Here is a 12,346-nt window from a genome sequence, read left to right on the forward strand (position 1 = left end):
TACCCTGTTCTGCAGGCCGGGTAAGGCAACGTTGCCACCCGGCATTTTCTGCGCTGAGTGAACTTTCATTCGAAATAAATTTGTGCTCCCCATCACATTGTAATTAGAATGTTACTGGTCGAAGTTAAGCCAGGAGCATCCCCTTATGACCGTTAAAGTTATCGTCACCGATATGGACGGAACTTTTCTCAATGACGCCAAAACCTACGATCGCTCACGGTTTCTGGCGCAATTCGCCCAGCTGCAGCAGCGCGGCATTGAATTTGTTGTCGCCAGCGGCAACCAGTACTATCAGTTGATCTCCTTCTTCCCGGAGATCCGCGAGCAGATTTCGTTCGTCGCCGAAAACGGCGCGCTGGTCTTTGAGCATGGCAAGCAGCTGTTCCACGGCGAACTGACCCGCCACGAATCACAGGTGGTGATTGGCGAATTGCTCAAAGATCCGCAGCTCAACTTTGTCGCCTGCGGCCTGCAGAGCGCGTATGTGAGCGATAAAGCTCCGGATGCCTTCGTCGACCTGATGTCAAAGCACTACCACCGTCTGCAGCGGGTAAGCGATTACCATCGCATCGACGACACGCTGTTCAAATTCTCCCTCAACCTGCCGGACAGCGAGATCCCACAGCTGATCGATAAACTGCACGTGTCGCTCGACGGGATCATGAAGCCGGTCACCAGCGGCTTTGGCTTTGTCGATTTGATTATCCCCGGCCTGCATAAAGCCAACGGCATCAGCCGCCTGCTCAAACGCTGGAACCTTTCGCCCCAGCAGTGCGTGGCCATCGGCGACAGCGGCAACGACGCCGAAATGCTGAAGCTGGTGAAATACGCTTTCGCCATGGGTAACGCCGCCGACACCATCAAGGCTATCGCCGGCTACGCTACCGACGATAATAACCATGACGGCGCGCTGAACGTCATTCAGGCCGTCCTCGATAACACCGCTCCCTTCAACGCGTGACCCTTCGCCGGGGCATCGCGCCCCGGTTTTTCCATTTTGTGCGCCGTAGCAAGATTTTAAACTTGCATTAACTCCATTTTAACTTAAATTAACGTTTGTAATATTTAATACTTTCGAATGAAAGATACAGCGAGGTTATTATGGCTGCTCTCCCGACCCACGAAACATTACCTGCCGACCACAAAGCGGCAATTCGCCAGATGAAACAGGCCTTACGGGCACAAATTGGCGATGTCCAGGCAGTGTTCGATAAACTCTCGGCGCGTATCAGCGAGCGCCTGGACGAGATTAATGCCCTGAAAGCCACAGGCCAGGAGGTCTGGCCGACGATCCCGTTCAGCGATATCGCCGAAGGAAAAGTGAGCGATGAGCAGCGCGCGGCGATTAAGCGCCGGGGCTGCGCAGTGATCAAAGGCCACTACCCGCGCGAACAGGCGCTGGCCTGGGACAACGCGATGCTGGAATACCTCGATCTGAACCATTTCGATGATGTATACAAAGGGCCTGGCGACAGCTTCTTCGGTTCGCTGGAGGCTTCGCGTCCGGAAATCTATCCGATCTACTGGTCCCCCTCGCAAATGCAGGCGCGACAGAGTGATGAAATGGCGGCGGTGCAATCCTTCCTCAATCGCCTGTGGCGCTTTGAACAGAATGGCAAGCGCTGGTTCGATCCGGATGTCAGCGTGATTTACCCTGACCGTATCCGCCGCCGCCCGCCGGGAACCACGTCAAAGGGGCTGGGGGCGCATACCGATTCTGGCGCGCTGGAGCGCTGGCTGCTTCCCGCCTATCAGCAGGTTTTCGCCAACGTCTTTAATGGCAATATCGACGCCTACGATCCGTGGGACGCCGCGCACCGTACCGAAGTGGAAGAGTACACCGTCGACAACACCACCAAATGCTCGGTGTTCCGCACCTTCCAGGGCTGGACCGCGCTGTCGGACATGATCCCGGGTCAGGGGCTGCTACACGTGGTGCCGATCCCGGAGGCGATGGCTTATGTGCTGCTGCGCCCCCTGCTCGACGATGTGCCGGAAGATGAGCTGTGCGGCGTCGCGCCGGGCAGAGTGCTGCCGATCTCTGAGCAATGGCACCCACTCTTAATTAAAGCGTTAAGCTCGATTCCGGCGCTGAACGCTGGCGATTCCGTCTGGTGGCACTGCGATGTTATTCACTCAGTGGCGCCGGTGGAAAATCAACAGGGCTGGGGCAACGTGATGTACATCCCGGCCGCGCCGATGTGCGAAAAGAACCTCGCCTACGCGCAGAAAGTGAAAATTGCTCTGGAAAAAGGGGCCTCGCCGGGGGATTTCCCGCGCGAGGACTATGAGGCCAGCTGGCAGGGGCGCTTCACCCTGGAAGATCTGAATATTCACGGGAAACGGGCGCTGGGTATCCCGGTTTAATCGTCATACAGCCCCTGCGGCTCCACGGCGGTATGGCCTTTGCCCGGCCGGATCCGCCGTACCGAATCACGTACCACCAGCGTGCCGTGCAACAGTAGCGAGCCGTGCGGCGCCTCCGGGCGCAGCAGGCGCTGCTGCAGGAGATGCACCGCCTCGCTGCCCAGCTCATCTCGCGGCACATGCACCGCGGTCAGCGGCACCTCCTGAATCGCCGCCAGATTAAACCCGTCGATACTCATTACCGAAACATCCTGCGGCACCCGCAGGCCTCGTTTTTGCAGGGCGCTGACGGTGCCGGCGGCCATAAAATCACCGCCCACCAGGAAGGCGGTGGGCATCGGGCGCCCCTGTAAAGCGTCAAGCTAGGCCCCTACCTGCTCTTCCGTCTCTCTGGCGCTAAAGTTGGCGACGCTGATGAGATCCCGGCTGGCGGTAAAGCGCAGATTGCGCGCGCGCCATGCTTCCTGGATCCCGCCCAGCCGCAGCTCCATGGTATAGCGGCGCAGGCACATCACGTTCATCACCGCCCGATGGCCCATATCAAACAGATAGCGGGCGGCGCACTGGCCAATCAGACGATGGTCGGGGGCAATGGACGGCAGCCGCATCCCTTCATCCCGACAGTTGATCAATACGCAGGGTTTGCCCACATCCGCCGCCAGGCCATGAATATGCGGATCGTCGATCCCCAGCAGCACCGCGGCCTGGGTCTCCGCTTCGTTCATGCGGGCAAGAAACAGATTGGCGTCGCTGTCGTTCTCGTCCAGTGCGCAGTAGCGCAGGCGCACTTCATGCACCGCCAGCGCGTTATTGATGCTCTGGATCACCCGGTAGTAGAAGATATCCGATCGCTCATCGAAGGCGCGCTGCGGAGCAAACACCAGCAGATTATTGAGCAGCAGACGCCCGGCGGCCAGTCCCTGCATGACCCCCAGCTCGCGGGCGCACTCCAGCACCGCCCGGCGCGCCTTATCGCTGGTATTCGCCTTTCCGGCCAGGACGCGCGAAACGGTGCTGGCCGACAGCCCGGTGCGGGCGGCGATTTCGGCGACGCGCAGCTTTTTATCCATTTTGTGATCCAGCTCCGATTGGAAAATGAAAGAATTTTCATAATCGCCAAAGCGCTTCCTGTAAGCAAATGACAGAGCGAAATTTGAGATCTCGGTCATTTCATGAAAAAAGTTGCATAAATAGCACTTTGCCCGACGTTTTTTCTCCCTTAGCCTGAATTGGTCCAACATCTCCCATACTAGTTATACCAATGATGTTGAGATAAAAAATAGACTATTCAAATAGTTAAAAAAAACTATGTGACCACTCAGGGAAAGAGGCCGTCACTTTCCCCCTACAACGTCTTGTGGAGTGTGCTATGAGTCAAGGCCTCAACAATGATATCGCGGTCAGTAAAACGCGCCGGGTGGTAAAAAACCTGCGCTGGTGGGTGCTGGTCCTGTTTTTACTCGGCGTCACCGTCAACTACATCACACGTAACTCGCTGGGGATTATCGCCCCGGAACTGAAAGCGACGCTCGGTATTACCACCGAACAATATTCCTGGATCGTCGGCGCGTTTCAGCTGGCTTACACGATTTTCCAGCCGCTCTGTGGCTGGCTTATCGACGTCATCGGCCTGAAGCTCGGGTTTATGATCTGCGCTACCCTGTGGGCGCTGGCCTGTATCGCCCACGCCGGGGCTGGCAGCTGGCTGCACCTGGCTATGTTGCGCTTCTTTATGGGCGGCGCCGAGGCGGCCGCCACGCCGGCGAACGCCAAAACCATCGGCGAGTGGTTCCCGAAATCTGAACGGCCAATCGCCGCCGGCTGGGCTGGCGTCGGCTTCTCTATCGGCGCAATGCTGGCCCCGCCGATTATCTACTTCGCCCACGCCTCCTTCGGCTGGCAGGGGGCGTTTATGTTTACCGGCGCGCTGGCGCTGCTGTGGGTGGTGCTGTGGTGGGCTTTCTATCAGAACCCGGAAAAGCACCCGAACCTCAGCAAAAGCGAGCTGGAGTACATCAAGCAGGATAACGAAGCCCCGCCGGTGAAACAGCCCTTCTTTACCGCGCTCAAAACCGTCTCGAAGAATAAACGTTTCTATGGGATCGCCATCCCCGCCTTTATGGCCGAGCCTGCCTGGGCGGTACTGAGCTTCTGGGTGCCGCTGTACCTGGCGAAAGAGCACGGCATGGATCTGAAGCAGATCGCGATGTTCGCCTGGCTGCCGTTCCTCGCCGCCGATCTTGGCAGCGTGGTCAGCGGCTATCTCACCCGCCTGTACGTTCGCTGGTTCGGCTGCACGCGAGTCAACTCGGTTATCGCCAGCTCGGTAACCGGCGCGTTTCTGATGATCTCGCTGGCCCTGGTCGCCATTACTCGCGATCCCTATATCACCATCATCCTGATCTCCATTGGTGGTTTCGGCCATCAGATCATCTCCTGCATGCTCAGCGCGCTGGTGGTGGAGTCTTTCGACAAGGGACAAATGGCGACGGTCAACGGTATGCGCGGCTCCGCGGCGTGGATCGCCAGCTTCCTGTTCTCATTATTAATCGGGGTGACCGCCGACAAAATTGGCTTCAACCCGCTGTTTATCGCCATGGGTTTCTTTGACCTGATTGGCGCCGTTTTCCTGGTGGCATTTATTGCTGAACGTCGCGCCAAGCGCGCCTGAGAGTGGATGTAAAATATGAAGACGTTGAAACACTGGAGTTTGCACCAACAGCTGGAGCATCACGTTGAACTGACCGTTGATGGTCAGCACACTTTGTGTCTGTATGTGCTGGAAGAGAATTTATTCCGCGTCTTGCTGAAGCGCCAGGGCCAACTGGCGCTGGATCGCACCTGGAGTATCGCCCCGCAGCAGGATGTGCCGTGGGAAGGCCGCGCGCGGGATGACCTCAGCGGTTTTAGCCTCCCGGCCTGGCAGATGACCAAAGAAGATGACGCGCTGACCATCGCCACCCGCCAGCTGCGCGTCACCGTCCACCAGCCGCTTTGGCTGGAGTGGAGCTATCGCGACGACGCCGGCGAGTGGCAGACGCTCGCCAGTGACCGCCCCACCAGCGCCTATCTGGCAAACGCTCACGGCGACGGCGTCGCCCATTATCTGAGCCGCCGCAAAGATGAGCGTTTCTACGGCCTGGGCGAAAAGGCCGGCGACCTGCAGCGCAACGGTAAGCGCTATGAAATGCGTAACCTCGATGCCATGGGCTACAACGCCGTCAGCACCGACCCGCTGTATAAACATATTCCGTTTACCATCACGCAGCGCAGCGATATCAGCTACGGCCTGTTCTATGACAACCTGAGCAGCTGCTGGCTGGATCTGGGCAATGAAATCGACAACTACCACACCGCCTATCGCCGCTGGCAGGCGGAGGCCGGCGATATCGATTATTACCTGTTTACCGGTAAACAGGTGCTGGATGTGACCAAAGCCTTCGTCCGCCTGACCGGTAAAACCTTGTTCGGGCCAAAATGGAGCCTCGGCTACAGCGGCTCCACGATGCACTATACCGACGCGCCGGATGCGCAAAATCAGCTGATGAACTTCATCCGCCTGTGCGAGCAGCACGCGATCCCTTGCGACTCGTTCCAGCTCTCTTCCGGCTATACCTCGATCAACGGCAAGCGCTACGTCTTTAACTGGAACTACGACAAGGTGCCGCAGCCAAAAGTGATGAGCCAGTCGTTCCATGATGCCGGGCTGAAGCTGGCCGCCAATATCAAACCCTGCCTGCTGCAGGATCATCCGCGCTATGGCGAAGTGGCGGAACGCGGCCTGTTTATTCGCGATTCGCAAACCGACGCGCCGGAGCGCTCCAGCTTCTGGGATGATGAAGGGTCGCATCTCGACTTCACCAACCCGCACACCGTGGCCTGGTGGCAGGAAGGCGTGACCACCCAGCTACTGGAGATGGGTATCGATTCGACCTGGAACGATAATAACGAGTATGAGGTGTGGGACGGCGAGGCGCGCTGCTACGGCTTTGGCCGCGAAATCGCCATTAAACATATTCGCCCGGTGATGCCGTTGCTGATGATGCGCGCCTCCATGGAAGCCCAGCAGCGCTTTGCGCCGCAAAAGCGCCCGTATCTGATCTCCCGCTCCGGCTGCGCCGGGATGCAGCGCTACGTCCAGACCTGGAGCGGCGACAACCGCACCAACTGGGATACGCTGCGCTATAACATCCGCATGGGGCTGGGCATGAGCCTTTCCGGGCTGTTTAACGTCGGCCACGACGTCGGCGGTTTCTCCGGCGATAAACCCGAGCCGGAGCTGTTCGTGCGCTGGGTACAAAACGGCGTGATGCATCCGCGCTTTACCATTCATTCGTGGAATGACGACCAGACGGTCAATGAAGCCTGGATGTACCCGGAAATCACCCCGGCGATCCGCTCAGCCATCGAGCTGCGCTACCGTCTGCTGCCCTATTTGTACACCCTGTTATGGCAGGCGCATGCCGATGACGAACCCATGCTGCGCCCGACCTTCCTCGATCACCAGCACGATACCCAGACCTTCGCCGAGTGCGATGACTTCCTGCTGGGTCGCGATCTGCTGGTGGCCAGCGTGGTCGAGCCCGGCGCCCGTCAACGCCAGCTGTGGCTGCCCGATAATCAGGACGGCTGGTACGATTTTTACAGCCACCAGTGGTTCGCCGGCGGCCAGTGGGTGACACTGGACGCGCCGCTGGAAAAACTGCCGCTGCTGGTCCGCGCCGGCGCCGGTCTGCCGCTTAGTGAACGTATCAGCCACGTCGATGCGCAAAAAGACGATCGTCGCGAACTGCAGTTGTTCCCGCTGAAAGGTACCGGCTCAACCCGCGGTCTGCTGTTTGAAGACGACGGCGAAAGCTGGGGCTATAAAGAGGGGGATGCGCTATGGCTGGAGTGGGAAATGATCTGCAGCGCCAACAGCATAAACCTGAATATCAACGCTCGCGGCAGCTACCGTCCGGCGTGGAAAGCGCTGAAGCTGTCATTACCGGCGGGAGAAAAGCGCAAGCTGCTGGTGAATGGCGTTGAAGGGACCGAGTGGAGGCGCTAAGCGATATGCCGGGCGGCGGCTTACGCCTTGCCCGGCCTGGATTTTATGATGTTCCCGGATTGCGCTACGCTAATCCGGGCTACAAACGGGTGGCCTCAAAATCCCCGGTGGCGCTACCGCTTACCGGGGCTACAGCACTGTGCGGTTTGGTAGCCCGGGTAACGGACAGTTTCAGTAACCATGGGTACAAGATAGCGCTCTTAAGCTCACAATGGCACGGACCGTAGGCCGGATAAGGCGCAGCCGCCATCCGGCGCGAAAGTGGCTCTTTACCCGCAGTTATTGCCCGGCGGCGCTACGCTTGCGCGGGCCTACAGATCACATGCCAGGCGTAGCCCGGGTAAGGCGTAGCCGCTACCCGGGTAACGGACAGGGATTACTCGATACCTTTGCTGCGCAGGTAGTCTTCGTAGTTACCGCTGAAATCGATCACGCGTTCTGGGGTGATCTCCAGGACGCGGGTCGCCAGCGAGCTGACGAACTCGCGGTCGTGAGAAACGAAGATCAGGGTGCCCTGATACATCTCCAGCGCCATGTTCAGCGATTCGATCGATTCCATATCCAGGTGGTTGGTCGGTTCGTCCATGATCAGGATGTTTGGCTTCTGCATCATCAGCTTACCGAACAGCATGCGCCCTTTCTCACCACCAGAAAGGACTTTCGCCGGCTTTTTGATATCGTCCTGGCTAAACAACAGACGGCCGAGGATACTGCGTACCGCCTGCTCGTCGTCGCTTTCCTGCTTCCACTGGCTCATCCACTCGAAGACCGTCAGGTCGTTTTCGAACTCGTACTCATGATCCTGCGCGTAGTAACCAATTTGCGCGTTTTCAGACCATTTCACGGTGCCGTTGTCCGGCTGCAGTTCGCCTACCAGAGTTTTCAGCATGGTGGATTTACCCACGCCATTGGCGCCCAGAATGGCAATCTTCTCGCCCACTTCCAGCAACAGGTTGACCTTTTTGAACAGCGGACCTTCATCAAAGCCTTTGGTAAGGGCTTCCACTTCCAGCGCGTTACGGAACAGTTTCTTGTCCTGTTCGAAGCGGATAAACGGGTTCTGACGGCTGGAGGCTTTAACCTCTTCCAGCTTGATTTTGTCAATCTGGCGCGCGCGCGAGGTGGCCTGACGTGATTTAGAAGCGTTGGCGCTAAAGCGGCTAACGAAGGACTGCAGGTCCGCAATCTGCGCTTTTTTCTTGGCGTTGTCCGCCAGCAGACGCTCACGCGCCTGGGTGGCCGCGGTCATGTATTCGTCGTAGTTGCCCGGATAGACGCGCAGCTCGCCGTAGTCGAGGTCCGCCATGTGGGTGCAGACCATGTTCAGGAAGTGACGGTCGTGCGAGATGATGATCATGGTGCTGTCGCGATCGTTCAGCGTCTGCTCCAGCCAGCGGATGGTGTCGATGTCCAGGTTGTTCGTCGGTTCGTCGAGCAGCAGGATATCCGGATTGGAGAACAGCGCCTGCGCCAGCAGGACGCGCAGTTTCCAGCCCGGCGCGACTTCGCTCATCGGGCCGTAATGCTGTTCAACCGGAATGCCGACGCCGAGCAGCAGTTCGCCGGCGCGCGCTTCGGCGGAGTAACCGTCCATCTCGCCGTATTTGACTTCCAGGTCGGCCACTTTATAGCCGTCTTCCTCGCTCATTTCGGGCAGCGCGTAGATGCGATCGCGCTCTTGCTTCACTTCCCACAGCTCGCCGTGGCCCATGATAACCGTATCCAGCACGGTGAATGCTTCGAAGGCGAACTGATCCTGGCGCAGCTTACCGATACGCTCGTTCGGGTCGAGAGAAACGTTGCCCAGCGTCGGCTCGAGATCGCCGCCGAGGATCTTCATAAAGGTCGATTTACCGCTGCCGTTGGCGCCGATCAGACCATAACGGTTGCCGCCGCCAAATTTAACGGAGATATTTTCGAACAGCGGCTTACTGCCAAACTGCATGGTAACGTTGCTGGATACTAGCACGGGGATATCCTGAAAAAAGAGAATGAGGGGTGTGACACAACAGACATTATGCCAGCAAATGACACACTTTTCACGGCCTGCGGTAAATTCCGCCGCGGCGCTTGTGCTAAGGTCTTTGTCAGATGAGCCGCAGACCAGGGCTCAAACGGTTATTCTGTACGTCATTATGAGGAACCCCATGACCACCAGCCTACCGCGACACCCGGCTTTTTTATCCCTGCAGGGCGGTATCAATTTTCGCGACCTCGGCGGCCAGCGCGCCGCCGACGGACGCACGGTACGCAGCGGCAAGCTGCTACGCTCCGGCGCGCTAAATCGGTTGACGGCGGACGATCTCAACCATCTGGCGACGCTGCCGCTCAGTCGGGTGCTCGACTATCGCGACCCCGGCGAAGTGCAGCGCACCCCTGACAAGCTTAGCCCGCTCACTCACTATTTAAACGCGCCCGCTAATCCGCCGCTCGGCGATGTGAATGCGAAAGTCACCGAGCTGAATGCTGCCACCCTTAACGCGCTGAACGGGGAGCAGTTTATGCTGCAACTGTATCGCCAGTTGCCCTTTAATAACCCGGCCTATCGCCAGCTCGCCGCCTGGCTGACCACGCCTTTTGAAGGCGCTTTACTGCAACACTGCGCCGTCGGCAAAGATCGCACCGGCGTCGGCTGCGCGTTAACCCTGTTTGCCGTCGGATGCGACAGCGAGACGGTCATGGAGGAGTATCTGCTCACCCACGGCATGCTGACACAAGTGGAAGCCTGGATGCTGGAGATGCTGGGCAACGACCTGACGCCCCAGGGACGCCAGAGTCTGGCGGATATCCTGACGGTGAAAGAGTCCTATCTCGCCGCCGCGCTGTCAGCCATCCACCAGCGCTATGGCACGGTCGACGCCTGGCTGGCAGAAGAGTACCAGCTCACCGCCCCGGCACGCGCTTCGCTACAGGACCGGTTACTGGAAGGATAACCTCCCTGTCACCCGCGTGAGAGGCGGCGATTGCATCATCCGCCAGCCCCGTCAGCCGAGGCGACAGGGAAAAAAATGTGATTTCGTACACATCTGATTTACCTGTTTAGCGGAATGCACATATAATGCGCTCCCATCTACTGTCTCAATCATTAACAAAGGCCTGTGTGGCGTTGATTTCGCACACGACATTAAAGACTATGAAATTATCTACACTCTTAGCGGCAGCCTTCGCCCTCGTAGGCTTTTGCAATACAGCGTCTGCTGTCACCTATCCTTTGCCGACCGACGGCAGCCGTTTGGTTGGTCAGAATCAGGTCATCACCATTCCGGATGATAACAAGCAGCCGCTGGAATACTTTGCGGCGAAATATCAGATGGGACTGTCCAACATGCTGGAAGCCAACCCGGGGGTGGACACCTATCTGCCAAAAGGCGGTAGCGTCCTGAACATCCCGCAGCAGCTGATCCTGCCGGACACCGTCCACGAAGGCATCGTCATCAACAGCGCCGAGATGCGTCTGTATTACTATCCGAAAGGCACCAACACCGTGATCGTTCTGCCGATCGGTATCGGCCAGTTAGGTAAAGATACGCCGATTAACTGGACCACCAAAGTCGAACGCAAGAAGGCCGGCCCGACCTGGACGCCGACCGCCAAGATGCACGCTGAATACGCCGCTGCCGGCAACCCGCTGCCAGCCGTCGTACCGGCCGGTCCGGATAACCCGATGGGTCTGTACGCGTTATATATTGGCCGTCTGTACGCCATCCACGGCACCAACGCTAACTTTGGTATTGGCCTGCGCGTGAGCCACGGCTGCGTGCGTCTGCGCAACGATGACATCAAATTCCTGTTTGAGAATGTGCCGGTCGGCACCCGCGTGCAGTTTATCGATGAGCCGGTAAAAGCGACCACCGAGCCGGACGGCAGCCGTTACATTGAGGTTCACAACCCGCTGTCGACCACCGAAGCGCAGTTCCAGGGCGGCGAAATCGTGCCGATCACCCTGACTCAGCCGGTACAGGCGATCACCAGCCAGTCTGATGTCGATCAGAACGTGGTTGAGCAGGCTATCCAGAACCGCTCCGGTATGCCGGTGCGTCTGAACTAAGTTCTGCATGACAAGAAAAACGGCGGGCCTGATGCCCGCCGTTTTTTTATCTGCATTTCCCCGGGCTGCGGCTGACGCCTTGCCTGGGTTACCAAACCTGACAACACCCTGGGCCTGCTAAGCGCTGCGCAAACAGGGGTCCCCGGTCTAGCCGTTATTCACCAGAATAATCCCGCCGTGATCGTAGCGATAGTGACAGTGGGCATACTCCAGCGGCGTACCGTCTTCGAGGTAGATCACCTGTTCAACCTCCAGCACCGGGTCGGTGAGGTCGCAGTGAAGATGTAATTTATCCAGTTCATCCGGCTTCATCGCCCGCACCACGCGGTAAGATCCCATCAGCTTCAGCCCCAGCGTCTCCTGGATATAGCGAAACACCGAGCTTTCCAGATGGCTTTTATTGAGCCCCGGCACTAGCCCCACCGGCATGACCGTCAGATCCAGCGACACCGGTTCCCCGTTGAGCAACCGCAGGCGAACGAAGTCATACACCGGCGCATCGGCGTCAATCAGCAGCGAACTCTGCTCTTTGTCGCTGGGAAAACGCACCTCAAAGCGCACCACTTCGCTTTGTACCTCGCCAAGATGCTCCCAGGTTTTGGTGGCGCCAAAATAGTCGCTGCCGGGCAACTCCCACTGCGACAGCTGGAGAAAATTTTTCCGCACAAAGGTACCCAGTCCTTTGCGGGTATAGATAAGCCCTTCGACGATTAACTGACGCATCGCCTGCTGGATCGTCATCCGGCTGGTGTTGAACTCCGCCGCCAGCGCAAACTGGTCGGGTAGCGGCGCGCTGGCAGGATACTGCTGGCTGATGATGCGTTTTTTTATTTCCCGCGCGATTTGCAGATACTTCGCCGTCATTCCCGGTCCTTTTACAT

General features: G+C 58.1%; 7 protein-coding genes and 2 pseudogenes. 6 read left to right on the forward strand and 3 right to left on the reverse strand.

Going from position 1 to position 12,346, the window contains the following annotated elements; translation table 11 throughout:
* Positions 1-145 precede the first annotated feature (145 nt).
* Both AC3EMD_RS18305 and AC3EMD_RS18310 read left to right on the forward strand, forming a co-directional pair.
* A complete protein-coding gene (locus AC3EMD_RS18305; RefSeq protein ID WP_008805791.1) occupies positions 146-961 on the forward strand; it encodes a Cof-type HAD-IIB family hydrolase in 816 nt (271 codons plus the stop codon).
* Between the two features lie 140 nt (positions 962-1,101).
* A complete protein-coding gene (locus tag AC3EMD_RS18310) occupies positions 1,102-2,367 on the forward strand; it encodes a DUF1479 domain-containing protein (protein ID WP_008805790.1) in 1,266 nt (421 codons plus the stop codon).
* Here the strand turns inward: AC3EMD_RS18310 and AC3EMD_RS18315 are convergent.
* Positions 2,364-3,437: pseudogene (locus AC3EMD_RS18315) on the reverse strand (LacI family DNA-binding transcriptional regulator). The gene AC3EMD_RS18310 and the pseudogene AC3EMD_RS18315 overlap by 4 nt on opposite strands.
* 299 nt (positions 3,438-3,736) lie before the next feature.
* Between AC3EMD_RS18315 and AC3EMD_RS18320 the strand changes: the two are divergent.
* Complete coding sequence (locus AC3EMD_RS18320) at positions 3,737-5,038, forward strand: MFS transporter (RefSeq protein WP_012968650.1); 1,302 nt, start codon at positions 3,737-3,739, stop codon at positions 5,036-5,038.
* A 15-nt stretch (positions 5,039-5,053) separates the two neighbouring features.
* Positions 5,054-7,417, forward strand: coding sequence for a glycoside hydrolase family 31 protein (locus AC3EMD_RS18325; RefSeq protein WP_012968651.1), 2,364 nt, complete (start codon positions 5,054-5,056; stop codon positions 7,415-7,417).
* 376 nt (positions 7,418-7,793) lie between these two features.
* Here AC3EMD_RS18325 and AC3EMD_RS18330 read toward each other — a convergent pair whose 3' ends face one another.
* Complete coding sequence (locus AC3EMD_RS18330; RefSeq protein ID WP_008805786.1) at positions 7,794-9,386, reverse strand: ABC-F family ATPase; 1,593 nt, start codon at positions 9,384-9,386, stop codon at positions 7,794-7,796.
* 48 nt (positions 9,387-9,434) lie between these two features.
* Here AC3EMD_RS18330 and AC3EMD_RS18335 point away from each other — a divergent pair.
* Both AC3EMD_RS18335 and ldtB read left to right on the forward strand, forming a co-directional pair.
* Positions 9,435-10,350 (forward strand): annotated as a pseudogene (locus tag AC3EMD_RS18335) (tyrosine-protein phosphatase).
* Positions 10,351-10,550: 200 nt separating this feature from the next.
* Entirely contained in the window at positions 10,551-11,465 is a 915-nt protein-coding gene (gene ldtB, locus AC3EMD_RS18340; protein WP_008805784.1) for a L,D-transpeptidase, read from the forward strand.
* 147 nt (positions 11,466-11,612) lie between these two features.
* Here ldtB and AC3EMD_RS18345 read toward each other — a convergent pair whose 3' ends face one another.
* Positions 11,613-12,329, reverse strand: a complete 717-nt coding sequence (locus tag AC3EMD_RS18345; protein ID WP_016160535.1) for a GntR family transcriptional regulator — start codon at positions 12,327-12,329, stop codon at positions 11,613-11,615.
* Positions 12,330-12,346: the final 17 nt, after the last annotated feature.

The sequence above is a fragment of the Klebsiella sp. PK18 genome (assembly GCF_057784655.1).

Bases quoted from the DNA above. Each gene is read 5' to 3' on its own strand.
- AC3EMD_RS18305 (WP_008805791.1), top strand. From the start codon at position 146: ATGACCGTTAAAGTTATCGTCACCGATATGGACGGAACTTTTCTCAAT.
- AC3EMD_RS18310 (WP_008805790.1), top strand. From the start codon at position 1,102: ATGGCTGCTCTCCCGACCCACGAAACATTACCTGCCGACCACAAAGCG.
- AC3EMD_RS18320 (WP_012968650.1), top strand. From the start codon at position 3,737: ATGAGTCAAGGCCTCAACAATGATATCGCGGTCAGTAAAACGCGCCGG.
- AC3EMD_RS18325 (WP_012968651.1), top strand. From the start codon at position 5,054: ATGAAGACGTTGAAACACTGGAGTTTGCACCAACAGCTGGAGCATCAC.
- ldtB (WP_008805784.1), top strand. From the start codon at position 10,551: ATGAAATTATCTACACTCTTAGCGGCAGCCTTCGCCCTCGTAGGCTTT.
- AC3EMD_RS18345 (WP_016160535.1), bottom strand. From the start codon at position 12,329: ATGACGGCGAAGTATCTGCAAATCGCGCGGGAAATAAAAAAACGCATC.